This is a genomic window from Bradyrhizobium sp. KB893862 SZCCT0404 (assembly GCF_018130885.1).
Classification (GTDB): Bacteria; Pseudomonadota; Alphaproteobacteria; order Rhizobiales; family Xanthobacteraceae; genus Bradyrhizobium; species Bradyrhizobium stylosanthis.
This window is the reverse complement of record NZ_JAFCLT010000001.1, coordinates 1652989-1678782: the sequence shown is the minus strand read 5'-3', so window position 1 is coordinate 1678782 and position 25794 is coordinate 1652989. Positions and strand designations below refer to the sequence as shown.

At 65.8% G+C, this 25794-nt stretch carries 30 protein-coding genes and 1 tRNA gene; 15 read left to right on the top strand and 16 right to left on the bottom strand.

Annotated elements, in window-relative coordinates:
* Positions 1 to 340 precede the first annotated feature (340 nt).
* Complete coding sequence (locus JQ617_RS08520; protein ID WP_212025858.1) at positions 341 to 1327, top strand: helix-turn-helix domain-containing protein; 987 nt, start codon at positions 341 to 343, stop codon at positions 1325 to 1327.
* Positions 1328 to 1467: 140 nt separating this feature from the next.
* Here the strand turns inward: JQ617_RS08520 and JQ617_RS08515 are convergent, their stop codons facing one another.
* Positions 1468 to 2544, bottom strand: coding sequence for a methyl-accepting chemotaxis protein (locus tag JQ617_RS08515; RefSeq protein ID WP_212025857.1), 1077 nt, complete (start codon positions 2542 to 2544; stop codon positions 1468 to 1470).
* A 204-nt stretch (positions 2545 to 2748) separates the two neighbouring features.
* Positions 2749 to 4311 carry a glucosyltransferase domain-containing protein gene (locus JQ617_RS08510; protein ID WP_212025856.1) on the bottom strand — a complete coding sequence of 521 codons (1563 nt, stop codon included), beginning with the start codon at positions 4309 to 4311 and terminating at the stop codon, positions 2749 to 2751.
* A gap of 218 nt (positions 4312 to 4529) precedes the next feature.
* Here JQ617_RS08510 and recJ point away from each other — a divergent pair, with 218 nt between their 5' ends.
* The 3 genes from recJ to JQ617_RS08495 all read left to right on the top strand — a co-directional run bounded on the left by recJ (position 4530) and on the right by JQ617_RS08495 (position 8138).
* Positions 4530 to 6371, top strand: coding sequence for a single-stranded-DNA-specific exonuclease RecJ (gene recJ / locus JQ617_RS08505; RefSeq protein ID WP_212025855.1), 1842 nt, complete (start codon positions 4530 to 4532; stop codon positions 6369 to 6371).
* A gap of 65 nt (positions 6372 to 6436) precedes the next feature.
* Positions 6437 to 7246, top strand: coding sequence for an SDR family NAD(P)-dependent oxidoreductase (locus JQ617_RS08500; protein ID WP_212025854.1), 810 nt, complete (start codon positions 6437 to 6439; stop codon positions 7244 to 7246).
* A gap of 94 nt (positions 7247 to 7340) precedes the next feature.
* On the top strand, positions 7341 to 8138 hold the full coding sequence (locus JQ617_RS08495; protein WP_212025853.1) for an aldolase: 798 nt from the start codon (positions 7341 to 7343) through the stop codon (positions 8136 to 8138).
* A gap of 106 nt (positions 8139 to 8244) precedes the next feature.
* On the opposite strand, the gene JQ617_RS08490 is transcribed toward JQ617_RS08495, so the two are convergent.
* Positions 8245 to 9474 carry a lytic murein transglycosylase gene (locus JQ617_RS08490; RefSeq protein ID WP_212025852.1) on the bottom strand — a complete coding sequence of 410 codons (1230 nt, stop codon included), beginning with the start codon at positions 9472 to 9474 and terminating at the stop codon, positions 8245 to 8247.
* A 123-nt stretch (positions 9475 to 9597) separates the two neighbouring features.
* On the opposite strand from JQ617_RS08490, the gene JQ617_RS08485 reads away from it, so the two are divergent.
* From JQ617_RS08485 to JQ617_RS08475, 3 genes are all read left to right on the top strand, one after another.
* Complete coding sequence (locus JQ617_RS08485) at positions 9598 to 9852, top strand: hypothetical protein (RefSeq protein WP_212025851.1); 255 nt, start codon at positions 9598 to 9600, stop codon at positions 9850 to 9852.
* Between the two features lie 59 nt (positions 9853 to 9911).
* Complete coding sequence (locus JQ617_RS08480) at positions 9912 to 10163, top strand: hypothetical protein (protein WP_212025850.1); 252 nt, start codon at positions 9912 to 9914, stop codon at positions 10161 to 10163.
* 83 nt (positions 10164 to 10246) lie between these two features.
* Complete coding sequence (locus tag JQ617_RS08475; protein WP_212025849.1) at positions 10247 to 10432, top strand: hypothetical protein; 186 nt, start codon at positions 10247 to 10249, stop codon at positions 10430 to 10432.
* Here the strand turns inward: JQ617_RS08475 and JQ617_RS08470 are convergent.
* The gene (locus JQ617_RS08470; RefSeq protein WP_212025848.1) at positions 10429 to 10959 is read right to left on the bottom strand and encodes a MarR family winged helix-turn-helix transcriptional regulator; all 531 of its coding nucleotides are present in this window, start codon (positions 10957 to 10959) and stop codon (positions 10429 to 10431) included. The genes JQ617_RS08475 and JQ617_RS08470 overlap by 4 nt on opposite strands.
* 54 nt (positions 10960 to 11013) lie before the next feature.
* On the opposite strand from JQ617_RS08470, the gene JQ617_RS08465 reads away from it, so the two are divergent.
* Positions 11014 to 11493 (top strand): carboxymuconolactone decarboxylase family protein, encoded by a 480-nt coding sequence (locus JQ617_RS08465; protein ID WP_063683674.1) that lies wholly within the window; start codon positions 11014 to 11016, stop codon positions 11491 to 11493.
* A gap of 20 nt (positions 11494 to 11513) precedes the next feature.
* On the top strand, positions 11514 to 12017 hold the full coding sequence (locus JQ617_RS08460; RefSeq protein ID WP_145659560.1) for a cupin domain-containing protein: 504 nt from the start codon (positions 11514 to 11516) through the stop codon (positions 12015 to 12017).
* A gap of 30 nt (positions 12018 to 12047) precedes the next feature.
* On the opposite strand, the gene JQ617_RS08455 is transcribed toward JQ617_RS08460, so the two are convergent.
* The 3 genes from JQ617_RS08455 to efp all read right to left on the bottom strand — a co-directional run bounded on the left by JQ617_RS08455 (position 12048) and on the right by efp (position 15313).
* Positions 12048 to 13025 (bottom strand): DUF808 domain-containing protein, encoded by a 978-nt coding sequence (locus tag JQ617_RS08455; protein ID WP_212025847.1) that lies wholly within the window; start codon positions 13023 to 13025, stop codon positions 12048 to 12050.
* Positions 13026 to 13108: 83 nt separating this feature from the next.
* Entirely contained in the window at positions 13109 to 14731 is a 1623-nt protein-coding gene (locus JQ617_RS08450) for a M23 family peptidase (RefSeq protein ID WP_212025846.1), read from the bottom strand.
* Between the two features lie 15 nt (positions 14732 to 14746).
* Positions 14747 to 15313 (bottom strand): elongation factor P, encoded by a 567-nt coding sequence (gene efp, locus JQ617_RS08445; RefSeq protein WP_063683672.1) that lies wholly within the window; start codon positions 15311 to 15313, stop codon positions 14747 to 14749.
* Between the two features lie 162 nt (positions 15314 to 15475).
* Between efp and epmA the strand changes: the two genes are divergently transcribed.
* The 3 genes from epmA to JQ617_RS08430 are packed head-to-tail and all read left to right on the top strand — an operon-like array spanning position 15476 to position 17928.
* The gene (gene epmA / locus JQ617_RS08440) at positions 15476 to 16528 is read left to right on the top strand and encodes an EF-P lysine aminoacylase EpmA (RefSeq protein WP_212025845.1); all 1053 of its coding nucleotides are present in this window, start codon (positions 15476 to 15478) and stop codon (positions 16526 to 16528) included.
* An 8-nt stretch (positions 16529 to 16536) separates the two neighbouring features.
* Complete coding sequence (locus JQ617_RS08435) at positions 16537 to 17631, top strand: lysine-2,3-aminomutase-like protein (protein WP_212025844.1); 1095 nt, start codon at positions 16537 to 16539, stop codon at positions 17629 to 17631.
* Between the two features lie 42 nt (positions 17632 to 17673).
* On the top strand, positions 17674 to 17928 hold the full coding sequence (locus JQ617_RS08430; protein ID WP_212025843.1) for a hypothetical protein: 255 nt from the start codon (positions 17674 to 17676) through the stop codon (positions 17926 to 17928).
* 130 nt (positions 17929 to 18058) lie between these two features.
* Here JQ617_RS08430 and JQ617_RS08425 read toward each other — a convergent pair whose 3' ends face one another.
* The 9 genes from JQ617_RS08425 to JQ617_RS08385 all read right to left on the bottom strand — a co-directional run bounded on the left by JQ617_RS08425 (position 18059) and on the right by JQ617_RS08385 (position 24814).
* The gene (locus tag JQ617_RS08425) at positions 18059 to 19144 is read right to left on the bottom strand and encodes a 3-deoxy-7-phosphoheptulonate synthase (RefSeq protein WP_212025842.1); all 1086 of its coding nucleotides are present in this window, start codon (positions 19142 to 19144) and stop codon (positions 18059 to 18061) included.
* A gap of 233 nt (positions 19145 to 19377) precedes the next feature.
* Positions 19378 to 19956: an HdeD family acid-resistance protein gene (locus JQ617_RS08420; RefSeq protein ID WP_212025841.1), complete on the bottom strand. Its 579-nt coding sequence runs from the start codon at positions 19954 to 19956 to the stop codon at positions 19378 to 19380.
* A 69-nt stretch (positions 19957 to 20025) separates the two neighbouring features.
* Positions 20026 to 21066: a PrsW family glutamic-type intramembrane protease gene (locus tag JQ617_RS08415; protein WP_212025840.1), complete on the bottom strand. Its 1041-nt coding sequence runs from the start codon at positions 21064 to 21066 to the stop codon at positions 20026 to 20028.
* 318 nt (positions 21067 to 21384) lie between these two features.
* Complete coding sequence (locus tag JQ617_RS08410) at positions 21385 to 21540, bottom strand: hypothetical protein (RefSeq protein ID WP_212025839.1); 156 nt, start codon at positions 21538 to 21540, stop codon at positions 21385 to 21387.
* A gap of 138 nt (positions 21541 to 21678) precedes the next feature.
* Positions 21679 to 21921: a hypothetical protein gene (locus JQ617_RS08405; RefSeq protein WP_212025838.1), complete on the bottom strand. Its 243-nt coding sequence runs from the start codon at positions 21919 to 21921 to the stop codon at positions 21679 to 21681.
* Between the two features lie 138 nt (positions 21922 to 22059).
* Positions 22060 to 23058, bottom strand: coding sequence for an acyl-CoA desaturase (locus JQ617_RS08400; protein WP_212025837.1), 999 nt, complete (start codon positions 23056 to 23058; stop codon positions 22060 to 22062).
* 121 nt (positions 23059 to 23179) lie between these two features.
* Positions 23180 to 23806, bottom strand: a complete 627-nt coding sequence (locus JQ617_RS08395) for a PilZ domain-containing protein (protein WP_212025836.1) — start codon at positions 23804 to 23806, stop codon at positions 23180 to 23182.
* 180 nt (positions 23807 to 23986) lie between these two features.
* Positions 23987 to 24637, bottom strand: a complete 651-nt coding sequence (locus JQ617_RS08390) for a hypothetical protein (protein WP_212025835.1) — start codon at positions 24635 to 24637, stop codon at positions 23987 to 23989.
* Between the two features lie 102 nt (positions 24638 to 24739).
* Positions 24740 to 24814: transfer RNA gene (locus tag JQ617_RS08385), tRNA-Glu, on the bottom strand.
* 227 nt (positions 24815 to 25041) lie between these two features.
* Here JQ617_RS08385 and JQ617_RS08380 point away from each other — a divergent pair.
* Genes JQ617_RS08380 through JQ617_RS08370 form a run of 3 tightly spaced genes read left to right on the top strand, consistent with a single transcriptional unit; the run spans position 25042 to position 25777 of the window.
* Complete coding sequence (locus tag JQ617_RS08380) at positions 25042 to 25296, top strand: PilZ domain-containing protein (protein WP_063683661.1); 255 nt, start codon at positions 25042 to 25044, stop codon at positions 25294 to 25296.
* Between the two features lie 55 nt (positions 25297 to 25351).
* Positions 25352 to 25603, top strand: a complete 252-nt coding sequence (locus tag JQ617_RS08375) for a hypothetical protein (RefSeq protein ID WP_212025834.1) — start codon at positions 25352 to 25354, stop codon at positions 25601 to 25603.
* A gap of 6 nt (positions 25604 to 25609) precedes the next feature.
* Entirely contained in the window at positions 25610 to 25777 is a 168-nt protein-coding gene (locus JQ617_RS08370) for a hypothetical protein (RefSeq protein WP_212025833.1), read from the top strand.
* Positions 25778 to 25794 lie beyond the last annotated feature (17 nt).

Below are 25794 nucleotides of genomic sequence, written 5' to 3'. Positions count from 1 at the left end.
TCCTTTGCGCGCACGCTTCCTGCACGCGACAAATCCCGCCGCGTGCGCTCTGTCTTCCGAAGAGCGCTTTCCCTTAATATCGCTAAGGTTGCAAAAGGTATCCGAAGATTGGCGGCCTGTAATGTGCAGTTTGTGCCAGCATGCACAGCGCGCGTGAGACCTGTTGCCTCATCGTGTGAACTGTACCGTGCATAGCGCTCGGCGTCGCAGATGCTGCGTCGAATTTGCCGCAGATTTGCTTTAAAACGCGAAGTCGGATTGCTGCAACTACCTCGCGTTGTGGTGGTATTTAGCCGCCGCTTGCCGCAGAATTGTCGCGCTTCAGTATCAGAGTGCAGCCATGGGGCAATTCCTTCTGGTTGATTCGAAAAAGCTGGACGGTTTCGAAGGTCTCCACCAGGCCGTTCACGGCTCCCATGTCGACGTGATGCAGCTCGGCCGCGGGCGGTTGCGCGGAACGTTGTCGCATATCGGCATCGGGGAATTCTCGCTCAGCATCGGCACCTTCAATGTCGGCATGCGCACGCAGCGTGTCTCCAGCGATGACAAGCTGATCATCGGGATGCTGCTGGCGGCCGAAGATCGCGTCGCCCATTGGTCGTTCGACATGCAGCTCAACGACGTGCTCGTGATCCCGCCGCTGCTCGATCACGACGGCGTTTTCCACGGCGCGTCCGCCTATGCCGCGATGCGTTTCGATCTCGCCGAGGTCGAATCCCTTTTTGGCGGCGAGGCGAGACTGTCCGATCCCGAGACCTGGCGCAGCCGCGGCCATTTTCGGGCGGACATCGAGAGCGGCGCGATCGCTTCGCGCCGTCTGGTCCGGATCATGTCGCATCTGCGCACCCGCGCCGGCAGCCTGACGCCCTCGACAGCGGATTTCTGGAAGCGATCGATCGTCGAGTGCATGGCGGCCAACGTTATGTCGTCGCTGCCGCCCGATGACATCGGCTGGCTGCCTTCCGCGCGGCGGCTGATCCGCAAGGTCGAGGAGTATCTCGACGAGGCGGGCACGCGCCCGGTCCATGTGTCGGAGATCTGCGCGGCGTTGAGCGTATCGCGACGGACCTTGCACCGCGCCTTTCAGGAAGTGTTCGGGCTCGGCCCGGTCAGCTTCCTCCGGCACAAGCGCCTCTGCGCGGTTCATTCCATCCTGCGCGAGAGCGCACCCGGCTCGACCACCGTGTCCGCCGTTGCCATGCAGCAGGGCTTCTACGAGCTCGGTCGGTTCTCGCAATACTACTTCGCGATGTTCGGAGAGCGTCCGTCGCAGACGCTCGGAATCATGACATCACTGGCGGGCGGGGCAGATATCGTCAGAGCCTAGCCGCGGCCATGGTCGCGGAATGCCGGTGTTTTGCCCGACGGGTCAAACCGCAGGGGCAGACGGAAAAACACGAGCAAAAACAACCCGACGGCTACTGTGCATGGGGTTGTTTTCGAACTTTGGTCGGGCAGGCGCGGGCCTTACGCGCCGCAGACGATGACGCCGTACCAGCCGAGGCCGCGATAGGTCTCGTAGCCGGGCGTTGCATGGAAGGCGACCATCGTGCCGGAGCGGTCCTGGTAGAAGCCGGAGCGCTGGCCGTTCAGCGACAACGAGACGCGCTCGCTGAGGATGCCCTGGCCGTCGGAAGCGGCGATGACGCGGAGGTTCGAGTCGACCAGCAGCACGCGGGCCTTGTCGTTGTCGCCGACGCGCACGCCCTGCACGATGGCGCGGGCCTGCGGCTCCCAGTCGAAATGGATCGCGAGCACGCCGATCGGCGCGCCGTTGGCCTCTCCTCCGGCGCGGACGCTGGCGCAATAGGTCGCGACCTGCGCATTGCCGAGCAGGGGCTGGTTCTCGACGTCGCCGGCGACATAGTCGTCGCCGGAGCGCAAGGTGCGCGCCTCGCGAAACCATTTGGTGTGGGCGACGTTCTGGCCGACCACGCGGAAACGATCCGCACGGCCATTGGCGATGACGTTTCCGTCGAGGTCGCAGAGCCAGAGGTCGAGATAGACGGTGTAGGCGCCGAGGATCACGCCGAGGCGCTGCGAGGCATAGCTCACCGCCGCCTGCGCGGGCGAAGCCGTGCAATCCACCACGGCGGAGTCGGTCGCCCACCAGCGCACGTCGCAGGTGCGTTCATAGAGGTTGCGGTCGATCAGCTCGACCGCATTGAGGGAGAGGTCGACCATGCGTTCGCCGCGCGAGCGTTGGCTCATGCGGTCGATCGAGGCGACGAGGTCGCCGGTGCGCTTGGTCAGCTGGGTCTCGAGCTCGCGCGCGATGGTCTCGACCTGCTGGCCGACGCCGCGCACCTCCTGCGCCACCACCGCAAAGCCCGCGCCTTGCGCGCCGGCGCGCGAGCTCTCGATCAGCGCGTTCAGCGCCAGCATCTTCATCTGGTTGGTGATCTGCTGGATCGCCTTGGTCTTGTCGACCGCGATCTGGTTGACCTCCGCGGTGAGGCGATTGATCAGCGCGGAGATGTCGGAATCATCGTCGGCGGGTTCGGAGGCGATCGGCTTGGCTTTCAAACCCAGCGCAGCAGACATCGGGGACTTCCCTTGGCAATGAGGCCTGATCTGCAATGAACCCGGAACAAATGCTTACAGATCGAATACGATTCTTTTTCGAGGATTCCGCCTAACGCCTGCTTAATTTGCTGTTTTGCGGAATGCTCAAATGATAGTCAGTGCGCTCACGGATTCAGCATTTCAGCGGATTTCGGCCCGGAGGCCTGCGGCAGGCAGGTGGCGTCAATCGGTGTTCCCTGGACCCTGAGCTGAACCGGGTTTCGCAAGACCAGCGTTGGTGAGGCAGACCACGGCAAGCTCCTGGACCAGGCCAACCGAGCCTGGGAGCGGCCAGGTCTTCCCGTGCCCGCAATAGTCGATCGCGAGCCGCCATTGCGCATCCGTCGGGGTCGCGAATTTGTAGCCGGTCGCTTGCTCGAACAGCCCCAGCTTGGACCACGGCGACCCCAGGGCGGATGTATTCATGTCGACAGATGAAGTGCCAAGCGCGAGCGGATGCGCCTTGCGGCGGCCGACGACAGCCAGCGACCTCGCCTCGCCAAAGGCGGGGTCGGCTTCGAGCCGCGCGATGATGCGGTTTGCTTCCTGATGGTCCCAGAGATTCATGCGCCGCTGATCGAACAGGATCGAGGCGTCGGCGCCGACGTAACCCGCGATGACGATGGCAAATGCAGCGACCAGACAAAGGTTCAGTTTGGCGGCTGCGGATCGAAAGCCGATCACGCCGAGCGCGGCAATGCACAGCGCGATGGGTGATAGCAGTCTCGGTGCCAGCCAGGCGACATCGCCGATGAGTGGCGCAACCGCGGCGCATGCCATCGCAGCCACGATGGTCAGTGCCGCAACGAGCGCCGCGATATTGCCCCGCCGTTGCGCGGTCATTCGCAGCAGCAGGAACGTGCCGAGCACGAGCGCAAGAATTGCCACGATCGACGTCGTCGGAACGATGCCCTGCTGCGGAAGAAAGGAAAAACGCATTGCAGCACCGAGCGTGTGAAGCTTTTGGAAGAGATCGGGCGGTCCGGCCCGAAAGGCTCTCCCCGAAGCAACCACAGGAAACAGGTACCTGGTCGAAATCACGCACAACACGTAAACGGCGAATCCTGCCAACAGGACAGTCGTGCGGCGCAGGAAACGGCCAAGCAAAGCCGAAAGGGCGGACTTCGAGGCATTGTCGCAAACGCTGAGGTCGGCCACCAGGACAAGCAGGCCGCCCGCCGCGATGTGGCCGATCACAACCTGATAGTTCCCGAGCGCAAGGACGACGGCTCCGATACAGACGAAGCGCCAGAGCGATGACGCCGGTGCGCGATAGGCACTCCATACAGCCAAGGCCGCGAAGAAAACCGCCAGGACCGTCGCGAAGGTGACCTCGCCATAGTAGAAGTATTCGGTGGCGAACGGATGCAGCGTGAATAGCGCTGCAAAGGCGAATGCCTCTTGCTGGCTGAGGTCCTCCAGGATCGCGCTCGCGAAGATGAAACCGGAGATGATGAAGAGCGGGATCGACAGGCACATCGATGCGGACATGGATTCGATCGGTTGAAATCCAATCTGTGCCTGCAGCCACCACATCGCTGCGCGAATAAAGCGCCCGTCGCTGAGCGAATAGGCGATTTCGCCGCTGAACGACTTGCGGGCGACGTCATAGCTGTCGATGGAGTACATCGGCGCAAACAGCGCCTGGCCACGCGCAGTGATGTTGAGACCGAGCGCTGCCCAGAACGGTGCAGCGAACCGCGAGGCTGTGTCCCTGACGACGCTGGCATATAGCACATCCCGCATGATTGCCTCTGCTGATATCGAGCGCCGGACTCGAGGAACAACAACGCGTTCCAGGGGGCCAAAATGGGAGCCTTTTCAGGAGATGCTGTGCAGAGCAGGGGGAATTGGGCGTTCCGCGGAATGCCGTTAGGGGCACGGCTGCGCTGTGCAAAACCGCCCGGCCGAGGCATCGGGCGATTGCCCAATGTGCTAGCCTCGTCGTACGGACTGAACGCAATATGGCTCCTCCCGCATCCGCACTCCCCGTCGAAGCGCCCCAGGCGTTCCTGGGCGTCGCGCGCTCGTTCACCGACAAGCTCTGGCGCGACCGGCTCGATGCCCGTGGGGCGGCCCAGGCGCTCGCCATCGTGCAGCGGCACCAGCTGCCGGAATTGCTGGCCCGGGTGCTGGCCGGACGCGGGGTCGATATCGACGCCGTGCCCGACTTCCTCGACCCGACCATCCGCAAGCTGATGCCGGACCCGTTCACGGTGACGGAGATGGAAGCTGCCGCCAAGCGGATCGCCGATGCCGCTGCGAAGGGCGAGAAGGTCGCGATCTTCGGCGACTACGACGTCGACGGCGCGACCTCGTCGGCGCTGCTGGCCTGGCACCTGCGTCATTGCGGGCTGGATCCGCTGATCCACATTCCCGACCGCATCTTTGAGGGCTACGGCCCGAACGTCGAAGCGGTGCGAGGCCTCGCGGCCAAGGGCGCCACGCTGCTCGTCACCGTCGATTGCGGCACCACCAGCATCGAGCCGCTCGCCGAGGCCAAGCGTCTCGGCATGTCCGTGGTCGTGATCGATCACCACCAGGCCGGCACGGACCTGCCGGAGGTTGACGCGCTGGTCAACCCGAACCGGCTGGACGATCTCTCCGGCCTTGGCCATCTCGCCGCCGTCGGCCTCGTGCTGGTGACGCTGGTTGCGGTCAATCGCGAGCTGCGCCAGCGCGGTTTCTGGAATTCCGAGATGCCCGAGCCCGATCTGCTCGGCATGCTGCATCACGTCGCGCTCGGCACGGTCGCCGACGTCGCGCCGCTGATCGGCCTCAACCGCGCCTTCGTCGCCAAGGGGCTGATTGCGATGCGGCGGCGCGACCATGTCGGGCACACCGCGCTGATGGACGTGGCCCGGCTCAACGGCCCGCCGGAGGCCTGGCATCTCGGCTTCATGCTGGGCCCGCGCGTCAATGCCGGCGGGCGCATCGGCCGCGCCGATCTCGGCGTGCGGCTGCTGCTGGAAGGCGACAGCGTCGAGGCGGCGCGGATCGCCGCCGAGCTCGATCGTCTCAACAGCGAGCGCCGCGTCATCGAGCAGGCGGCTGAAGCCCAGGCCGAAGCCGAGGCGTTGGCCTCGATCGGGCTCGAGGACAAGCTCGGCGTCATCGTCACGGCCTCCGAGGGCTGGCATCCCGGCGTGGTCGGGCTCGTTGCCTCGCGCCTGAAGGAGAAGTTTTCGCGGCCAGCCTTCGCCATTGCGCTCGAGCCGGGCGGCATCGGCACCGGCTCGGGCCGCTCGATCGCCGGCGTCGATATCGGCAAGGCGGTGCGGCAGGCGGTCACGGATGGCATCCTGCTCAAGGGCGGCGGCCACGCGATGGCCGCGGGTGTGACGCTGCGGAAAGAGAAGCTCGCCGAATTCCGCGCCTATCTCGAGAACGCGCTGGCGCAGGACGTTGCCGAGGCCCGCCATGTCAACGAGCTCTACATCGACGGCGCGGTCACCGCGCGTGCGGTGACGCCGGAGCTTGCGGCGACGCTCAATCGTGCCGGTCCCTTCGGCAGCGGCAATCCGGAGCCCGTGCTGACGCTGCCGGGGCACCAGCTGGTGTTCGCCGACGAGGTCGGCCAAGCGCATCTGCGCCTGCGCTTCAAGTCCGGCGACGGCGCCATCGTCAACGGCATCGCGTTCCGCTCGGTCGGCCAGAAGCTCGGCAACGCGCTGCTCGCCAATCGCGGCCAGCAAGTGCATGTCGCCGGCTCGCTCTCGGTGGATCGCTACCAGGGCGCGGAACGGGTGCAGTTTCGCGTCATCGACATCGCGCTGCCGGACCAGGGGCCGTCCGTGATCAGATAAACGCAAGATCCGGCGACATCATGCGTCAAGAATGGATCGCTCGAACAACAAAAAAGGGAGTGAACATGGCAGGGCAGGTTGAGGGCAAGGTCGCGCTGGTGACAGGCGGAGCGTCGGGCATCGGCGAGGCGATCGTCGAACTGTTCGCGCGCGAGGGCGCGACTGTCGTCATCACCGACATCGACGAACTGCGCGGACCTGAACTGGCCAGGCGCGTGACCAAAGCCGGCGGCAAGGCGATCTTCCTGGAGCAGGACGTCACCTCCGAGGAGCGCTGGATCGAAATCGTCTCCGATGTCGCAAAGCACTACGGTCGGCTCGATGTGCTCGTCGCCAATGCCGGCATCGGCATTGCAGTGCCCTCGATCGTCGACATGACGCTCGCCGACTGGCACAAGCAGAACGCGATCAACCTCGATGGCGTGTTTCTCTCGGTCAAGCACTGCCTGCCCTTGATGCGCAAGACCGGCGGCGGCTCGATCGTGATGATGTCCTCGCTCGCCGGCCTGCGCGGCTCGCCGGGCCTGTCGGCCTATTCGCTGACCAAGGGCGGCGTGCGGCTGTTCGCCAAGTCGATCGCGATGGAGTGCGCGATCGCGGCCGACGGTATCCGCGTCAACTCCGTGCATCCCGGCATCATCGACACGCCGATCTGGGGCAAGATCCCGACCGGGGCGACCGGCGCCGGCCAGAACGCGCCGATCGATCCGGAGGAGCGCGCCCGGCTTGTCGCACCGCTTGCCCGCGCCGGGCAGGCCGCGGAGATTGCCTCAGGCGTGCTGTACCTCGCCTCCGATGCCTCGCGCTACGTCACGGGCAGCGAGCTCGTAATCGATGGCGGCATGAACGCCGGCGGCGTGCCGCGGCGGGCCTGAGCGGCGCAGGGCAGGGTGGCGCCTACAGGGGCTGACGCGCAGGCGCAGCCCCTGTACAACGCGAAGCTCCCGACCGACAAAGGTGTCCTTCGCCATGGCGCACAGCCTTCATTCGTCTTCCTCCTCGCCCGCGCCGTTCCGCTCGAACCGTCCGGATCTCGCCACCGATGCGATCCGCACTGCGCGCGAGGACCTTGCCGCCTGCTTCCGCATGGCCGCGCGCAACGGCTTTGAGGAGGGCATCTGCAATCACTTCTCGGCCGTCGTGCCCGGCCATGACGACCTCTTTCTCGTCAATCCCTACGGCTACGCCTTCCGCGAGATCACCGCGTCGAAGCTGCTGATCTGCGATTTCAACGGCAACGTGCTCGATGGCGAGGGCGTGCCCGAGGCCACCGCATTCTACATCCACGCCGAGATGCACCGGTTGCTGCCGCGCGCGAAAGTCGCGTTCCACACGCACATGCCCTATGCCACCGCGCTGTCCATGACCGAGGGCGATCCGCTGATCTGGGCCGGCCAGACCGCGCTGAAATTCTACGGCCGCACGGCGGTGGACCGCGACTATAACGGCCTCGCGCTCGACAACCGCGAAGGCGCGCGCATCGCCTCCGCCGTCGGCGATGCCGACATCGTCTTCATGAAGCATCACGGCGTGATGGTGCTGGCGCCGACCATCGCGGAAGCCTGGGACGATCTCTATTACCTCGAACGCGCCGCCGAGGTGCAGGTGCTGGCGATGTCGACCGGCCGAAAGGTGCTGCCGGTCGATCCCGCGATCGCGGCGGAAACCTACAGGCAGATGCGCGACGGCGATTCCGAATCCGCGCGGTTGCATCTAGCGGCGGTTCGCAGGCAGCTCGATGCGGAAGAGCCGCAATATCGGCACTAGCAACGGTGCCGTAGCCCGGATGGAGCGCAGCGCAATCCGGGGTTATTGACCGCGGACGCGCCGGCCCCGGATTACGCTTCGCTCCATCCGGGCTACGGGACCGCGGCTAGCTGCCCTGCCGCAGCTTCGCCAGCACCTTCAGCCCGCCGTAGCCGTCCGCCGGCGCGATGCCGGCGCGCTGCTGGAAATCCTTCACGGCCTTCATGGTGTCGTTGCCGACCCGGCCGTCGGTGCCGCCGGTGTCGAACCCGGCCTTGGTCAGGCGCGTCTGCATCTCCTGCACCTCGGCCAGCGTCAGCGCACGCTCGGAGCCGGGGAAGGGCTGGATGAAGGGCGGCGCGCCGAGGCAGCGATCGCCGAGATGGCAGATCGCCAGCGCGTAGTTCATGGACGGGTTGTAGCTCTTCACCGAATAGAAGTTCGGCCCGAGCAGGAAGGTCGGGCCGCCCGCGACAGGCGTCCACATCTGCGCGGTCGCGTTCGGCTGCGGGAACGGCTGGCCGTCGGCGCGACTGACGCCCGCCGCCTGCCAGGCCGCATAGGTCCGGCTGCCGCTCGCTTCACCCGAGGCGCGCACCTCGTAGCCCCAATGCTCGCCGCGGCGCCACTTGCCGCGATTGACGAGGTATTTCGCGGTCGAGCCCAGCGCGTCGTCGGGCTTGCCGAACGGCGACACCTTGCCGTCGCCGTCATAGTCGATGCCGACATTGAGCCAGACCTCCGGCATCCATTGCGAATGCCCCATCGCACCGGCCCACGAGCCCTTCATCTCCTCCGGCGTGCTCCAGCCCTTGTCGACGATGCGCAGCGCATTGATCAGCTCGGTCTCCCAATAGGCCTTGCGGCGCGGCTCGTTCCAGGCGAGCGCGGCGAGCGAGGGAAACACCGGCGTCATGTGGTTCTGCTGCACCAGCGGATCGCCATAGGCGGACTCGACGCCCCACAGCGCCAGCAGCGTGCCGCGCTCGACGCCGAAGTCGCGCTCGATGCGCGCGAGCAGCGCCTCGTTGTTCTTCAGCGCGATCTTGCCGTTGATGATGCGCCAGTCGGAGACGCGGCGGTTGATGTATTGCCAGACCTGCTCGTGGAATTCGGGCTGGTTTCGCATCTGCTTGAACACGCTCATGTCGGGTTCGACCCGGCCCATTGCGCGCTGCCAGGTCGCGGCCGAAATCCCCTTCGCCATCGCTCGTGCGCGAAAGGACTCGCGCCATTCGTCGAAGCCTGCGGGTGCGGCAAGGATGCGTGTCGGCGACGCCATCAAGGCTGCGGCGCCGAGTGCGGATTTCAGCAGGGTGCGACGGGTGTGACGGTGCGAGGAATCAGCTTGTTTCATGGGCCCATTCTAGCGGGAAACACGGCCCGTGTGAGCCGGTTCCTGGAACTGTCGGATAGGCCGTTCCCTCGGAACAAAGTGTCGCAGTCCTGCATTCCCTCCGCACGACATGAGGAGGAGAATATGAGGAAATACCTGTTTGCCGCCGCCATGGTCACCGCCATCGCGGCCCCCGCATTCGCTGATGAAGTCGGCGTTCACGTCGGCCCGGTCGGCGCCGGCGTCACGGTCGGCCGGTCCCCGGACTATCGCGTCCGCGAGCGTGACCGCACCACGGTCATCAAGGAGCGCGAGCCGGCGAACCGCACCACCGTGATCAAGAAGGAAGATGAATTCGGCAATCGCAGCAAGACCGTGATTCATCACGACAACGACTGACGGATCAGGCCCCGGCCCGCGTGCCGGGGCCCCTCCGTTCATCGAGAATTCGGGGTGGAATGAAGATACGCGCACATGCGGAGAGCCACGTCGTCGAGCTCGACGACGGATCGCAATGGCAGATCTTTCCCGGCGATCTCGCGACCACGCTGGGCTGGAAGCCCGAAACCGATCTGCAGCTGGAGCCGAGCGGCGACCGGGTCAGTTCGCATGTGCTGGTGAACGCTGCGGACCAGAGCCGGGTCCGGGTGATCGCAGCCGGCGAGAACTGGTCGGACCGCGAGGTTAAGAAATCATTGAAGGGCGGGTAGGTGCCCTCCCGCCCGGCACGATATCCACGATCTTAAGCCTGCCGTTTTACGGTCGGTTCGCTCTTGTCTCGCAAGATGCGGGCATGCGGGAGCTGTTCGACATCATCCGTGCCAACCCCTGGCCCTTCGGCGCAGGACTGTTTGTCGTGATCCTGATGATCCTTGCCGAGAACTTTGGCCGCGGCATTCACGGTGGCGGCGATACCGGCGGCGACTTCTCGGATGCCGGTGGGTGTGACGGCGGTGGGGACGGAGGCGGCGGCGACTAGGCCTGGTCGTCCTGCAATTCGGTTGCGACGTTGGCGAGCCAGCGGCGAATGCTCGCCTCGGCCCTGGCATCGAGCCCCTCGGCGAGGCGCTTCTCCAACGCGATCACGCGCTCGCGGCAAGCCTTCAGTAGCGTCGTCCCACGCGCCGTCAGCGTCCATTGCTGGATGCGGCCGTGGACCGGATGAGGCGTCATCACGATCGCGCCGTCGCGCTCGAGATTGCGGATGATGACGCCGACGGTCTGCGGCGTCAGGAAGGTGAGGCGGGCGACGTCGGCCCCTGACAGTCCCGGATAGGCCTTGAGCATCGTCAAGACCGCGAATTGCGGCGACGTCACGCCGAGATCGGCGAGCGTCCGCTCCATGGTCAGGCGCACCGCGGCATGGGCCTGGCGCAGCAGATAGCCGAGATAGCCGTCCTCGCCGCGCTTGCCCTCGCCGGGGGCGGGTACGCGCACGGCGCCGTCGTCGGTGGAGACCTTCCGCTGGGCCTTCGATCTTGTGATGTCGGCGGTCTTGCGCGTCATGTAAGAGCTCTTATACAATGTAAGCACTCTTACAATAACACGAGGTGCACGGCAATGTCACACGCCCGCAGCGAATACGAGGATTTCAAGAGGATCGCGCCGGACGCGTACGATCTGGTGCTGGCGCTGGGCCAGGTGGCGGCCAAGGCCGGCCTCGACAAGCAGCTGCTCGAGCTGGTCAAGCTGCGCGCCTCGCAGATCAACGGCTGCGCCTTCTGCGTGCAGCATCATGTCCTGCTGTCGGAGCGCATCGGCGTGCCGGCCGACAAGCTCCATCTGGTCGCGGTCTGGCGCGAGGCGCCGATCTTTTCCGCGCGGGAGCGGGCGGCCCTGGCCTGGGCCGAGGCGCTGACCTGTCTGCCCGATGGCGTCAGCGAGGAAATCTACGCGGAAGCCTCTGGCGAATTCTCCGAGACGGAACTGACCTATCTGACCTCGGCGGTCGCCTCGATCAACGTCTGGAACCGGTTTGGCGCGGCGTTCCGCTGGACGCCCGCGAAGCGGCCGGTCGCAGCGGCCGCCGCCGCATCCTGATGCAGACAAGGGAGATCACGATGACAGCCATGAGCTTTTCCGCCGCCCAACGTCCCATGCCGTCGCGTTCGATGGCTCTCGCGGCCGTTGCAGGGCTCGCCTGCGCGTTCGCGATCGGCAAGGCGCTGCCGCTGACGATCGACACCGTCGCGGGCGCGCTGGCGCCGCTCTGCGCCACCGCGCCCGAGAGCTCGCCGCTCGACAAGGTCGAGCCGATCGGCTCCTACGCCTTGCCGAACGTGCCGGGCAAGCGCGTCACCATCGTGCGCGTCTTCTACGGTCCGGGCGGGTTCTCGCGGCCGCATCGCCATGCCGGATCGGTGACCGCGTACATCACCAAGGGCGAGATCCGCTCCCAGCTCGGCGGCGGCCCGGTCGAGACATTCGGCGTGGGCCAGTCCTTCTTCGAGCCGCCGGGCTCGACGCATCTCGTCTCGGCCAATGCCAGCATGACGGAGCCGGCAGAATTGATCGCCGTGTTCGTGGCCGACGAGGGCGCGCAGCTGACGACGTTGCTGGAGTAGTCGGGGGGCGGCTCGCCGGTTTCGGGACGATCAGGATCGCCTGAACCGTTTCCATGCCGGTGAGAGAGCGTATTGGACGACTGGAATCGCAAGCGCGCCGACAAGCAGGCCAACCACGCCCGAGATGGCTGCCCCGACCGACCATGCCATGATGCCGGCGACGGACGGAAGGAGGTGGGCGGCAGCCTCGGTTGCGGCATGGACCATGTGGCCGATCGCGGGCGGGCCATATTTTTCGATGCCATGCAGGATGATGCCGCCGCCGACCCAGATCATGGCGGCGGTACCGACGGTGCTCAGCGCCGTCAGGAAGCCGGGCATGCCGCGGACGAGGCCGCGTCCAAGCCCGCGGATCGCGGCGCCGACGATCGAGGCGCCGTCATAGCGCGCAAGGGAGAGGCCGGCATCGTCGGCCTTCACGATCAGGGCCACCAGGCCATACACCCCGGCCGTGATGCAGAAACCGACCACCGCCAAGACCAGCGCCTGCGTCCAGATGCTGCCTGCCGGGAGCGCCGCCAGCGTGATCGCCATGATCTCCGCGGACAGGATGAAGTCCGTCTTGATGGCGCTCGCGACCTTCTCGTCCTCGACCGACTGGGCGTTCAGCGCAATCGGCTGAAGCTGGGCTTCGTGCTCGTGCGCATGATGCGGCATCACCGCCTCGAGCACTTTCTCGGCACCCTCGTAGCAGAGGAAGGCGCCGCCCAGCATCAGCAGCGGCGTGACCGCGGACGGCAGGAAATAGCCAAGCAGCAGCGCGGCGGGGAGCAGGATCAGCAGTTTATTGCGGAGCGATCCGACCGCGATCTTGCCGACGATCGGCAGTTCGCGCTTTGCGGCAAAGCCGATGACGTAGTTCGGCGTCACGGCAGCATCGTCGATGACGACGCCCGCGGCCTTTACGCCTGCCTTGGCAGCCTGGCTCGCGACATCGTCGAGCGAGGCGGCTGCCACTTTTGCAATCGCCGCGATCTCGTCGAGAAGACCGATCAGTCCGACACTCATCAACACCAACCCTTTTTCGTGCGGCCGGCGGTCGCGCGCGACAACCCGCTCGTGCACTGCCCGGATTTGGAACGAGCAAGCCGTCAATTCTCGTCGCTACTGGATCCCTCGCGCAGGTCCGGCTTGAGCACGTCCTCCGGCAGCGCATGAGCCACCGGCTGGGACGTGACGGCGATCTCCGGGCCGATCTCGCGGCCGCGGCCGCGGATCAGGCGCTCATAGGCCGACACGAGCGTGACGTAGGGACTGACCCAGATCCAGCCGTCGCGGGTGAACACCTGGGCGTCGAAATGCAGGTGCAGCGAGGTGCCGGCGGGATGGTCGAGATAGTTCGAGACCACGCCGATCTTCTCGCCCTCGGCCACGATGCGGCCGTTGAGCAGGCCGTCGGCATTCATCGCCTGCGGATTCATGTGCATGTAGCGGAAGCGGATGTGCTCGGTCCGGCTGTTGATCTCGAGCGTCGCGGCCTGGTCCTTGGAGGCGCGGATCACCACGGCGTCGCGTACGGCGACGACCGCGCGCTGCTTGGGATCGCAGGGTTCGCGGCCCTCGCCGGGCGGAGGGCACTCGGCTGCGCGGATGTCCTCGCCCTGATGGCCGTAACCGCCGGCGCATTGCCAGACTTCGAAGCTGCGGGACTCGCAGAAATTGTCACGCCAGGGATAGGAGGTCACGCCCTCGTTTCTGTCGCGCTTGGCGTAGGATTGCGAGCGCACGAAAGCGGGGGCCTTGTCGAGCGGAAAGCGGATCTGCGCATAGGCCATCACGTCGGGATGGCCGCTCTTGTTGCGATAGCCGGTGTTGGGGATGATGTCGCCGCTCGGACGATAGCTGAAATCGGCCGAGCGTGCCGCCGGACGGTCGAGAACGCCGGAGGCAATGTCCGTCAGCGGCCGGATGCGCTGGCCACCGGCGACGCGCAGCGCTTTGAGGAAACGCTCGGCCACCGGATAGGCTTCCTTGCAGGCGAGCCGCCGCGGTTTTGCGACGCTGTCGAGGCACTGCACCGACACCACATAGGCGACGCCAAAGCGCGCGAAGGCGTAGCGGACGTAACCTTCGCGGATGAACCTGCGCAGGTCCGGATAGGTCGTGGCGAGCGGCTTGACCGGCTCGCCCTTGCCGCCGTTGGGGTCAGCGATGTCGTAGAGCAGCGCCGAGCCCGTGATCTGCACTTCGACCGGCCGTGCATAGACCCGGCTCGGCATGCCGTCACCGGCGCCGGGCTCGAGCGAAAAGGTCGCGCTGTATCCGGCGGGACCGGCATCGAACATGTCGACGGGATTGAAATCGGCCTGGTAGCGCGACAGCGACAGGCTTGCTGGTGCGCCGCTGCGCCGGGCCTCGAGATAGGCCCCCGCATCGAACGGCAGCAGCACGGGCACGGAGCTGCGGGCAATGCCGGTGAAGAATTGCGAGGAGATCCCGTTGAGCTGCACCAGCGCCGGCGTTGCGCGCGGATCGTAGCGGGGCACCGAGCGGCGAGGCACGAAGGTGAAGTCGCCCGCGATCTGGGGGCGGCTGTTGATCTCGGCACGGAGCTGGTCAAGCGCTGCGCGCCAATCGACGCGCAGGGCCGTGAGTGAGGGGCTGCGGAACTCGTCCGCGGCGAGCGGAGCGGCATAGAGGAGCGAGAGCGACGCCAGAAGCAGCGAGACGAAGCGGAAACTCTTCCCAACCACTGTCTCGCCCCCTGGCGGCACCTGCTTTGATCCCTCTTAGTCCTTGGCGCGCTCGGAGTAGGAGCCGTCTTCGGTCATCACCACGATGCGGGTGCCGACCGAGATGTGCGGCGGCACGGCGGTGCGGATGCCGTTGGACAGCACCGCGGGCTTGTAGGAGGACGAAGCGGTCTGGCCCTTGGTCACCGGCTCGGTCTCGACCACTTCCAGCGTCACGCGCTGCGGCAGCGCGAGCGAGACCACGTTGACGTCGTGGGTCGACAGCTTGACGATCATCTCCGGCTGAAGATACGCGGCCGCGTCGCCGACGACGTCCTTGGGCACCTGGACCTGGTCGTAGGTCTCGGGGTTCATGAAGTGGAAGCCATCGCCATCTTCATACAGGAAGGTGTAGTTGCGCTCTTCGATCGTGGCCTTTTCGACCTGGTCGGTGGTCTTGTAGCGTTCGGAGATCTTTACCCCGTCCGAGATTCGGCGCATTTCGATCTGGCTGACCGGGGTGCCCTTGCCGGGATGGATGTTCTCGGCGCTCACGACGACATAGAGCTTGCCGTCTTGCTCGATCACGTTGCCCTTGCGAATAGAACTGGCGATGACTCTCAAAGCTGTATTTCCTGCTTGCTTGGCCCGGCTGCGGCCAGGACGTGGTCAAATTGATGGGGGACTTGGGGCCTCAAATCAGACCTCGGCGCCCGTTTCGGGCCGCAACATACTGATTTTGCCGCTGGATGCCAGCTTTTTGCTGGCCTGCGGGGCGGTCGGTTAATGGCTGGGGACAAGCCGATCTCGCCATTCTGGTCGCCCGGCAGGCACCTCGACCGGCGGCCATTCCTCAGGGCGCGGGGGGCCATTACCGGGTCTCTCAGGGGCTATTTCGCCGAACAGGGGTTTGTCGAGGTCGAAACCTCGGTGCTCCAGGTCTCCCCGGGCAATGAGACCCATCTGCACGCCCCCCGGACCGAGATCATGCGGCCGGACGGCAGCCGGGCCAGCCGATACCTGCGGACCTCCCCGGAATTTGCCTGCAAGAAGCTGCTGGCGGCGGGGGAGGAGCGGATTTTCGAGTTTGCGCGGGTGTTCCGCGACCGCGAGCGCGGCGACCTGCATCTGCCCGAATTCACCATGCTGGAGTGGTACCGGGCCGGTGCGCCCTATGACGCCATCATGGCCGATACCGTCCATGTCATCGCCCGGTCGGCGCAAACGACCGGGATCGGGACTTTCTCGTTCCGGGGGCGGACCGCCGATCCCTTCGCCGAGCCCGTGCTCCTGACCGTCGCAGGTGCCTTCGAGCGGTTCGCCGGCATCGACCTGCTGTCGACAATCTCGGGCGGCGAGGGTAACCGTGCCTCGCTGGCCCAGGCGGCCGGCGGCAAGGTCCGTGTGGCAGAGGACGACACCTGGTCGGATATCTTCAGCAAGGTCCTGGTCGAGCATGTCGAGCCGCAGCTGGGGCAGGGACGTTTGACCATCCTGCTCGAATACCCATCTCCAGAGGCGGCCTTGGCGCGGGTGAAGTCTGGCGATCCCAGGGTCGCCGAGCGGTTCGAGGTCTATGCCTGCGGCGTCGAGCTCGCCAACGGCTTTGGCGAGCTGACCGATGCCGAGGAGCAGCGCAAGCGCTTCACGGAATCGATGGCCGAGAAGCAGCGCCGTTATGGCGAGGCCTACCCGCTGGACGAGGATTTTCTGGCTGCAGTCGCCGCCATGCCGGAAGCGAGCGGCGTCGCGCTCGGCTTCGACCGGCTGGTGATGCTGGCGAGCGGCGCAACACGGATTGATCAGGTGGTGTGGACACCGCCTGCAGATGAAACGTGAAGTGAGACATGACGAAGACCAACCTTGCACGCACCTTGCGCGAGCCGGCTGAACTGGTGGCCGAGGGCCTCGCGCCGGCCGCGGCGCTGCCGGCGCTGGAGCGCGTCGCCGCGCGCTATGCGGTCGCGATCACGCCGGCGCTGGTCGAGCTGATCGACACCTCCGATGCCGACGATCCCATCGCGCGGCAGTTCGTTCCGACCGCGGCCGAACTGGAGATGCAGCCGGGCGAGAGCGCCGACCCGATCGGCGATCACCCGCATTCGCCGGTTCCGGGGATCGTGCATCGCTATCCCGATCGCGTGCTGTTCAAGCTGGTTCACGTCTGTGCCGTCTATTGCCGCTTCTGCTTCCGCCGCGAGATGGTCGGGCCCGGCAAGGAGAATGCGCTCTCGGACAGCGCCTATCGCGCTGCGATCGACTACATCCGCTCCCACAGCGAGATCTGGGAGGTGATCCTGACCGGCGGCGATCCGCTGATGCTCTCGCCGCGCCGCATGAGCGAGATCATGGCCGATCTTGCCGCGATTGATCACGTCAAGATCATCCGCCTCCACACCCGCGTGCCCGTGGCCGATCCCGCGCGCGTCAGCGAGGAGATGGTCGCCGCGCTGAAGGTTCCGGGTGCGACCACCTGGGTTGCGCTGCACGCCAATCATGCGCGCGAGCTCACGGCCGACGCCCGCGCCGCCTGTGCGCGGCTCGTCGATGCCGGAATTCCCATGGTCAGCCAGTCCGTGCTGTTGCGCGGCGTCAACGACAACGTCGCCGCCTTGTCGGATTTGATGCGAGCTTTCGTCGAATGCCGGATCAAGCCCTACTATCTGCATCACGGCGACCTCGCGCCGGGCACCGTGCATTTGCGAACGACGCTGGCCGAGGGGCAGGCTTTGATGCGGCAGTTGCGCGGGCGAATCTCAGGACTGTGTCAGCCTGACTATGTCATCGACATTCCCGGCGGCGCCGGCAAATCCCCGGTCGGACCGAATTACGTGTTGGCGGCACAAAATACCGCACCTGACGCGGGTGATGCGGCGGCCGAAACGCGCTATCGTATCGTCGACTATTGCGGCGACGTTCATCTCTATCCGCCCGAGACCTGAGCGGGGATGATGGAAGCGCCTGTCGAGAATGGAGGAACGGAAATGATGAAGATCATGCTGGCAGCATCGCTCGTGGTCTTGCTTGGCAGCGCGGCCGTTGCGCAGACCGGCGGCTCCAAGGGATCGACCTCGAGTGGTGCATCTTCCGGATCGGTGTTGCCGGCCCCTGTCGGTCATCGTCAGCCGCGCGCGAGCGATGTGCCGAGCGAGAAGAACCTGAGCGATCCGAACACTCCCGCGAACAAGGAAGACGCTCTGCTCGACAAGAAGATCAAGAGCATCTGCCGCGGCTGCTGATCGGAGCAGGATCCGGAAGTAGGTTTTCCCTCGCGACAAACGCGGAACGCGTTTGCGCTGAGATCATGCGCAGAAAAGCAACGGCGGGCAGGGCGCGAACAGCATCGCCCCGCCCGCCTTTTGCACGGCCTCAGGCCGTCCGCTCGTGCAATCCCGCCCGCTGGGCGTTGCGGCGGATCTCGACCGCGTCAGCGAGCTGCTCGAGCACGGTCGCTGTGGTCGCCCAGTCGATGCAGCCATCCGTGATGCTCTGGCCGTAAGTGAGGGGCTTGCCCGGCACCACGTCCTGGCGGCCGGCGACGAGATTGCTCTCGATCATCACGCCCATGATACGGTTCTCGCCGCCCGCGATCTGGCCGGCGATGTCGGCCATCACGATGGACTGGTTTTCCGGCTTCTTGCTCGAATTGGCGTGGCTCGCATCGACCATCACCAGCGGAGCGACGCCGGATTTCGCCAGGTCGTTGCAGGCCGCTGCGACGCTTGCGGCATCGTAGTTCGGCTTGCTGCCGCCGCGCAGGATGATGTGGCAGTCCTCGTTGCCCGCGGTCGAGGCGATCGCCGAGCGGCCGAGTTTTGTGACGGCCATGAAGTGATGCGGATGCGAGGCCGATTTCACCGCATCTGCAGCAATGCGAACATTGCCGTCGGTGCCGTTCTTGAAGCCGACCGGGCAGGACAGGCCGGAGGCCAGCTCGCGGTGGATCTGGCTTTCGGTCGTGCGCGCGCCGATCGCGGCCCAGGACACGAGATCCGCGATGTACTGCGGCGTCGTCATGTCGAGGAATTCGGTGCCCGCAGGCAGGCCGAGATTGTTCACCGCCGACAGCACGTTGCGCGCCAGCCGCAGGCCCTTGTTGATGTCGAAGCTGCCGTCGAGGTCAGGATCGTTGATCAGGCCCTTCCAGCCGACAGTGGTCCGCGGCTTCTCGAAATAGACCCGCATCACGATCTCGAGCTGGTCGGCAAGGTCCTCGCGCAAGGCTGCAAGCCGCTCGGCATATTCGAGCGCGGCCTTGGGGTCATGCACCGAGCAGGGGCCGACCACGACCAGCAGGCGGTCGTCCTGGCCGTTGAGGATGGCATGGATGGCGTTGCGCGCCGCCATGACCACACGGGTCGCGGTGAGTGTGCGCGGGACTTCCCGCATCACCTCATCGGGCGTGCTCAGCTCTTTCAGTTCGCGGATACGAAGATCGTCAGTCGTGCTCAGCACGGCGGGCTCCTGTTTGTTTCAGAACCTGCCGGCCAATAAAAAAGCCGCCAGGTCTGGCGGCTGTTCGGACGTTTGCTTCAATATTCAGATTGAGCGCGATCCTCCTGCCGCCAGCGAGCTGTCGTAGCTAAAGTACCAAAAATAGCTGGTGGCGACGGTGATCATGGTTGGCCATATAGCGTGCCATGGGCGGGTTGTCACCCCCTAATCGCCCCTTTGGATGACGAGACCCCTCAGGTGTTGCTGTTGCGCGCCGCCAGCGCCACGCCGATCAGGGTGGCGCCGCCGAACAGCAGGTTGATACCGACGAGGACGCCGATCGCCCATTCTGCCGAGCTCGGCAGCCCCGTGATCACCATGAAGGAGATCGCGATGTCGACGAGGCCCGAGATCAGGAGCCACGACCAGCGGCCGCTGGGCTCGCGGCGATGCTCCAGGGCGTACATGATGGTGGCGACGCCCTCGGCGAGGAAATAGGCGCCGAGCACGATGGTCAGCGTCAGCACGGCCTGCATCGGCCGCGCCAGCAGCAGCATGCCGGCGAGCACGGCGAGCGCAGCCGAGATCAGCGACCACCAGAAGCCCGGCGTGGCGCGTGCCCAATAGGTCACGACCAACCCGCCGATGCCGCTGATCAGGAACATCCAGCCGAGGAAGATCGCGGTGGCGAGGCTTGCGAGCGGCGGCACGATCAGCGCGGCTATGCCGAGCACGGCGAGCAGAATGCCTTCGAACAGGAAGGCCTTCCAATGCGACTTCACCGCCTCGCTCATGGCGGATTGCAGCTTTGAAAAATCCTCGGGCGAAGTCATGGTGACCCCCACATTGGCAACGGATGTACCCAATCTAACCGTTGCGCCGCGCGCTCGCCATCCCGCGGCTCAACCGCCGCCGTGCGCCGACGAAAAACCTTCGCCGCTGGTGCGAACGCGGTTGCGGCCGAGAACGTAGATCGCGATCGTGACGATCAGAAGCGCAAGGCCGAGCAGGATCGAGACGAAGCCGATCGGGATCAGCGCCAGAGTCAGGTTGCGCTCGGGGTTGATCAGCCAGTGGTGGATCGAGGTCAGCACGAAGGCGAGGCCGAGAAAGCCGACGCCGCCGCCGGCCAGCAGCAGGGCCCACATCCGCCGGAGCTGGCTGAGCCGCTCCCGCGCGATCTCGGTGCGGGGCGCATGGTGGCGCGCGACGCGCCGGACGAGGCGGATGGCGAAGGCGATCGAGCTGAAGCCGATCAAGAGGCTCGCGCCGCCCAGCCACATCCGCAAGGTGGGATCGAGGTCCGGCATGCGCTGGAGCGTGAGCAGCGGGAAGTCGAAGGCCGCATGCAGCGCCAGCGGGCCGCCGAAGATCAGCAGGCGGCTGGAAAGACGCGCCCAGTCGCGGTTGTGACGGTTCGCGCCCAGCGCCGTGCCGGCGCGCGCAATGGTCAGGTAGGCGCCGGCGATGATGCCGAGGGCGCCGTGGAACGGCACGGTCAGCACACTGCGCAGGGCCGCCAGCGACCGCCACATCTCGGCATGCTGGACGAGGTAGGCGAGGTTCTCATAGGCGGCGAAGCCGAGGCCGACGGCCGCGCCATAGACCACGGTGTCCATGGGGTTCGCAAAGGTGCGCCGCTTGGTCGAGGAGACCAGCACGATGGCGATCACCTTGACGGCCTCTTCGGGCAGCGCGACGCCGAACACCGAATGCATGGCCAGCGCGGCCCAGGGGTTGTCCGGAGCGGCGACCATCTTGGTGAAGGGGGCGCGGGCGAGGCCCAGCAGGGAAATGCTGGCGGCGCCGAGCAGGAACGCGGTCCAGACCTGGGCCGGCGGTCCGGGGCGCTCTTCGGCGGCAATGACGAGCCACAGCATCAGCAGCGCCGGAGCGATGGCGGCGGTTCCGATGACGGTGGGTAACGCTTCAATCAGGTACATCGGCGCCGAAAATAGGTTCCCTTGGCCCGCTTAGCTACTTCTACCGATGCGACCATCTGTCATGCGCCGGCTGTCGCCTCGCTTAACGCGCGCGACGGCCAACGTTCATCGGGGCCGTCATGTGTAGAATACGAGCACAATCAATTGCATGACAGGATCGCTTCGTCATCCACCGCAACGACGCCATTTCGCCGGCGGCGGGCGAATTGGCAAGTCGGATCAGGGAAGTGCGAAGATTTCTTCGATTCACGCTGGATGTCCTCGCGGTCCCGGGACGGATTGCCCCGTCCGGGGTCGCACGCGGCTGAACGCGTTGACCTAGTCACGCTCCATCGTGCGACGGCGCGGCGGCGGTGCGATCCGGCGGGCCCGGACCTGCTCCAGCTCCCAGAAGGCACGCACGAGGCACGTGCCGAGGCAGAACACGATGAGCAGCAGCAGGAAGGCCTGGTCGACGGCTGGGATGTGTATCATGGCACTTGTTAAGCAACGCGTGTGCCACGTGTTCCCGCCATGGCCTGCGCTTTGCGCAGGCGGGCCGTCCGCACAGCGCTGCTTGCGCGGCTCGAATCGGCAGCCCGCGCGAGGCCGCCGTAGCCGGCTCTTCGGGCGTCAGTGCGTGGTGAAGGGCGGCGGCGCTTCGGGGGTGATGTCGAAGGCGCCGAGATGGAATTCCTCGCCGACAAATGCGTTCGGCTCGACATTGTGCGCGAGCAGCGTGAAAGCGGCGTTGGGGTATTGCTTCCAGATCTCGAGATCGCCGGCGGTGATGGTGAGCCAGCCGAAGGTGTACATGTAGCGCCCGGGCTCGGTGACCCGGCCGACCCTGTCCCAGGTGATCTTGTTGACTGCCATCCGGTCCCCCGATCGCAAGTCCGCAAATGACGTCCGGCACGCGGCACGGACACTCAAAAGCTGATCCCGCAATGGGGCCAGGATAGGGCGGCGATGCGGAGGCAAGACGGCCGCGAGGCGCGGCCGCAACCTGCCGCTTCAGCGCGCCGTCGAGGCTGCCTGCGCTTCGGCCCGCTCCAGCTGGCGGTGCGAGGCGTGGAAGACGTCGTGGACGAGGCCGATCTTTTCCAGGCCGAGGATGATCAGGCCGTTGAGATCGATCTCCCACCAGGCATGCGAGATATAGGCGTCCCGCGGGAAGCGGTGATGGTTGTTGTGCAGACCCTCGCCGAAGGTGAGGATCGTGGTCACGAACTCGTTGGTCGAGGCGTCTTCGACCTCGAAGCGGCGATAGCCGTAGGCGTGGCAGACCGAGCCGGTGAGCTGGCTGGTGAGGATCAGCAGATAGGCGCGGAGCAGGCCGGAGAACAGCACGCAGCCGATCATGCTGTGCACGCCGCCGAAGGTGTAGCCGACCACGCCGGGGATGAACACGGCCGACATCCCGTACCAGACCCAGCGCGTGCGGACGAAGAACATCGCGATGGGATCGGCGAGGATGTCCTTGGCGTAATATTCGTTGTCGGTCGTCGCCTGATCGAACACCCAGCTGCCCTGGGCGTGCAGGAAGCCTTTCAGCGCGCTGACATAGCGATTGCCGAAGCCGTCGAATTGCGGGCTGTGGGGATCGCCGACGTCGTCGGCATAGAGATGATGGCGGCGGTGGTTGGCGACCCATTTGGCGATCGAGCCCTGCACGGCCATCTGCGCGATGGCGCAGAAGAAGACGCGCATGATGGGGCCGGTGCGGAAGCTGCGATGCACGAACAGGCGGTGCATGCCCGCGCCGATGCCGAACGTCGTCAGCGCGAACATCCAGGCGAAGGTGAAGAGCTCAACCTTGCCGACACCTTGCGTGATGGCCCAGACGATGCCCGCGACGGCGCCGACATAGAGGATGCCGAGCAGGAGATAGCTCTCGCGCAGCTTGGCCTGAACCAGAGGACCCTCGGTCACGACACCCGGCGGAAGCTGCGGCCTGGCTGCGCTGACGGTGGCATTTGCGATGGCAGCCGGGGCGGACTCGGCGATGGACATTCCGGAACTTCCAATACTGAAGGCCCGCAATGATTGCGGACGTATTGGCTCACACCCTAACGCGCAGGGGCTTCCGCCTCCAGCGTTTAGTTAAAAAAGAGTTAAGATGGCCCGGTGCGGCTCAGGCGGACTGCAGCAGGGGCGAGCGCACGATCAGGCGATCAAGGTCGTCCCGCGACTGTTTTTCCGCGAATTTGACCGCGAAGCCATTGTCGAACTTGCGGATGACGCGCCCGACGCAGGCGCCGACGGCAAGGGCGGTTCCCAACGGCGGATCGTATTCGCAGGAAATGGCAACGCCGGCCGTGGAGACATCGATGATGAAGCAGGGATGGATGCTGCCGTCGGCGAGCGTCAGCAGCGTATGGGAGATCTGTGGGACGAAGCGCGCGTCGCGCCGCAGATCCTGGACGCTGGCGTCCTTCTGCTTCTTCTCCAGCCAGGTCAGCTTTTCCGACATCCAGGCGCGCCGGGCCCGCGTCATCTCGAGCTCCATCAGGAAGCCCGATTTCAGCGTCGCGCTGATGGTGCACTGGAACTCGCCAAAATCCTGGAAATAGGAGGTCAGGCGCTCGCCGACCTTGCCGACGACGGGCACGTCTACGATCATGCGGAACGGCGACACGCGCTTGGTCCGGCAGGCGAAGCTGCGCAGCTTGCCCTCACAATCGTACCAGCGCGGCAGCGAGTAGCTGCCGCTGACCGTCACTTCCACTGCACGCTGCCTGAGGAACTCTGCGACGGACATGGGGGCCAATCGTGTTTCGGACTGCTTCCGTAAATTCACGGTAGCAATCATATTCTAAGCAAATGATACCGGCGCTCACGAGCAGGGGTAAATTTCTGGTAAATGCGCAGGGTCGATCGTGGACGAAATTATGCAGTCTCACGGCATCGTCATTGCCGGGTGCGTCACGAGCAACGCCCGTTAGTTCGGTCCGAACAGCACCAGCAGAGCCAGCAGGCCGAGGGCGATCAGCAATTTGATCGCCGTCCAGATCAGGCCACGCACCCGGTGCTCCAGTCCGGACCACACGAGGATGCGCCGGATCGCGAGCGAGCCGAACACCTCAATGCAGGCGAGCAGAAGCGCGATGCCGGCGACGACGGACCACGACTCGGCCGGCGGCAGCCATCGCGCGATCAGGGCGGGGACCGAGCCCTTCAATGCGCCGAGCAGCGCGAACCATCCGAACCAGGACGCAAAGCCCTTGACGATATCGGGCCCGAACGCAGCGGGCTCGAACCGGATGCCGGTCGCGGCGAACATGCGTTCGATGCGCTCGCCGTCGGTCAGGAACAGGAACGCGCCGATGTAGAGCGGGATGCGCGACATGCAGAGAATGGCGATCACGCCGAACACGACGACATTGCCGATGACCTCGAGGAGGATCTCGACGCCGTCGGTGCGCGCTTGCTTCGGCGCGGCCTGCGGCTGCGGCAGCGATCTGGCGCGCGCCATGTGCTCCAGCATCCGGGCGCGGCGCTCCGGCGCGTAAGGCGCGGTGCGGCGCATCCAGGCTGGCGCCTGGGGGGCGACGCCGGGCTGGCTGTCTGAAGGGGATTTACGCGGGTCCATGGCCTCGTCCGGTTCCAATCGACGATTGGTCGGCGTCCAGGGACAGGGAGGTTCATCAAGGGGGCGAATTTCGCTGCGGCATCCGGCGAGCTGTCTCGCGGATGGCGCTCCCTAGCGGAATCGAACCGCTCTCTCCACCGTGAAAGGGTGGCGTCCTAACCGATAGACGAAGGGAGCAAACGCAAGGCCCCGCCGCTTTGGGCGGCACGGCCGCTGGCCAGTCCGAGTCGTGCCCGGCGGCTTGCAGCGGGCGAACGTATAGTGGCCTTTGCGGCCGTGGGCAAGCCGTTCGGGAACGTCTTTTGGAACCGGTGGACAGCGCGGCCCAGGCCAGCATTTCGGGGCGATTTCAACGGTTTCTTAGGGTTCCCTGAGCTAGCGCTAAAGCGGGAGAATTTTCGCCGATGCCACAGCCCAAGAAGCGCGCAGCCCGCAAGCTGCTGTCGCGGCACGCCTGGATCACGCTCGACGGCGGGTTCGCGGCGCGGCATTGCCTGGTCGAGGACATCTCCGACACCGGCGCCAAGATCATGATGGACGACGACGCGAGCCAGTTGCCCGGCGTGATCCGGATGGCCTTCGCGCGCGATGCCCGGACCGGGCGGAGCTGCCAGGTGATCTGGCGCCGCGGCCGCTCGGCCGGCGTCCGGTTCATCTGACATCGTCAGCGCTGGCCGGATGGCGCGCGGCGGCCGGGCGGGCTAGAACAGCGGCATGCGTGCACCGCTCCTGATCCTGATCTCGTTGCTCATCACGTCGTCCGTGGTACGGGCCGAGGCGCTGCGCCTGCCGGCCGCCGAGCCGCCGCAGGCGGGCAAGACCTTGCCGCTCAAGGGCAGCAGCGCCGGCGCGGCGAAGGCCAACGCCTGCGCCTCCTACGGGCGCGGCTTCCACATGGTCGAGGCGACCGGGACCTGCGTGAAGATCGGCGGCTCGATCAGCATCGACGCCACGGTCAGGCGCTGAAGCTGCATGCCGCCGGATCTGTTGCGGCTCGACATCATCGTCCCCGTGCTGATGTATTGCGCGCTGCTGTGGTGGGTCGGCCGCGGCCTGAGCTGGACGGCCAAGCTTGCCACCGCCGTGGTGACGCTGGTGCTGATTGTCTGCGTGCTACTGGTCGAGCGCGGCTGGCGCTGATCGCACCCTTCAAACAA

Excerpts from the sequence above, each read along its gene's own strand:
- JQ617_RS08420 (WP_212025841.1), bottom strand. The coding sequence starts at position 19,956 with ATGACTTCGCCCGAGGATTTTTCAAAGCTGCAATCCGCCATGAGCGAG.
- JQ617_RS08415 (WP_212025840.1), bottom strand. The coding sequence starts at position 21,066 with ATGTACCTGATTGAAGCGTTACCCACCGTCATCGGAACCGCCGCCATC.
- JQ617_RS08500 (WP_212025854.1), top strand. The coding sequence starts at position 6,437 with ATGGCAGGGCAGGTTGAGGGCAAGGTCGCGCTGGTGACAGGCGGAGCG.
- JQ617_RS08465 (WP_063683674.1), top strand. The coding sequence starts at position 11,014 with ATGTCACACGCCCGCAGCGAATACGAGGATTTCAAGAGGATCGCGCCG.
- JQ617_RS08430 (WP_212025843.1), top strand. The coding sequence starts at position 17,674 with ATGATGAAGATCATGCTGGCAGCATCGCTCGTGGTCTTGCTTGGCAGC.
- JQ617_RS08410 (WP_212025839.1), bottom strand. The coding sequence starts at position 21,540 with ATGATACACATCCCAGCCGTCGACCAGGCCTTCCTGCTGCTGCTCATC.
- JQ617_RS08375 (WP_212025834.1), top strand. The coding sequence starts at position 25,352 with ATGCGTGCACCGCTCCTGATCCTGATCTCGTTGCTCATCACGTCGTCC.
- JQ617_RS08405 (WP_212025838.1), bottom strand. The coding sequence starts at position 21,921 with ATGGCAGTCAACAAGATCACCTGGGACAGGGTCGGCCGGGTCACCGAG.
- JQ617_RS08435 (WP_212025844.1), top strand. The coding sequence starts at position 16,537 with ATGACGAAGACCAACCTTGCACGCACCTTGCGCGAGCCGGCTGAACTG.
- recJ (WP_212025855.1), top strand. The coding sequence starts at position 4,530 with ATGGCTCCTCCCGCATCCGCACTCCCCGTCGAAGCGCCCCAGGCGTTC.
- JQ617_RS08455 (WP_212025847.1), bottom strand. The coding sequence starts at position 13,025 with ATGAGTGTCGGACTGATCGGTCTTCTCGACGAGATCGCGGCGATTGCA.
- JQ617_RS08490 (WP_212025852.1), bottom strand. The coding sequence starts at position 9,474 with ATGAAACAAGCTGATTCCTCGCACCGTCACACCCGTCGCACCCTGCTG.
- JQ617_RS08400 (WP_212025837.1), bottom strand. The coding sequence starts at position 23,058 with ATGTCCATCGCCGAGTCCGCCCCGGCTGCCATCGCAAATGCCACCGTC.
- JQ617_RS08380 (WP_063683661.1), top strand. The coding sequence starts at position 25,042 with ATGCCACAGCCCAAGAAGCGCGCAGCCCGCAAGCTGCTGTCGCGGCAC.
- JQ617_RS08460 (WP_145659560.1), top strand. The coding sequence starts at position 11,514 with ATGACAGCCATGAGCTTTTCCGCCGCCCAACGTCCCATGCCGTCGCGT.
- JQ617_RS08480 (WP_212025850.1), top strand. The coding sequence starts at position 9,912 with ATGAAGATACGCGCACATGCGGAGAGCCACGTCGTCGAGCTCGACGAC.
- JQ617_RS08520 (WP_212025858.1), top strand. The coding sequence starts at position 341 with ATGGGGCAATTCCTTCTGGTTGATTCGAAAAAGCTGGACGGTTTCGAA.
- JQ617_RS08470 (WP_212025848.1), bottom strand. The coding sequence starts at position 10,959 with ATGACGCGCAAGACCGCCGACATCACAAGATCGAAGGCCCAGCGGAAG.
- JQ617_RS08515 (WP_212025857.1), bottom strand. The coding sequence starts at position 2,544 with ATGTCTGCTGCGCTGGGTTTGAAAGCCAAGCCGATCGCCTCCGAACCC.
- JQ617_RS08495 (WP_212025853.1), top strand. The coding sequence starts at position 7,341 with ATGGCGCACAGCCTTCATTCGTCTTCCTCCTCGCCCGCGCCGTTCCGC.
- JQ617_RS08390 (WP_212025835.1), bottom strand. The coding sequence starts at position 24,637 with ATGGACCCGCGTAAATCCCCTTCAGACAGCCAGCCCGGCGTCGCCCCC.
- JQ617_RS08395 (WP_212025836.1), bottom strand. The coding sequence starts at position 23,806 with ATGTCCGTCGCAGAGTTCCTCAGGCAGCGTGCAGTGGAAGTGACGGTC.
- JQ617_RS08485 (WP_212025851.1), top strand. The coding sequence starts at position 9,598 with ATGAGGAAATACCTGTTTGCCGCCGCCATGGTCACCGCCATCGCGGCC.
- epmA (WP_212025845.1), top strand. The coding sequence starts at position 15,476 with ATGGCTGGGGACAAGCCGATCTCGCCATTCTGGTCGCCCGGCAGGCAC.
- JQ617_RS08510 (WP_212025856.1), bottom strand. The coding sequence starts at position 4,311 with ATGCGGGATGTGCTATATGCCAGCGTCGTCAGGGACACAGCCTCGCGG.
- JQ617_RS08475 (WP_212025849.1), top strand. The coding sequence starts at position 10,247 with ATGCGGGAGCTGTTCGACATCATCCGTGCCAACCCCTGGCCCTTCGGC.
- JQ617_RS08370 (WP_212025833.1), top strand. The coding sequence starts at position 25,610 with ATGCCGCCGGATCTGTTGCGGCTCGACATCATCGTCCCCGTGCTGATG.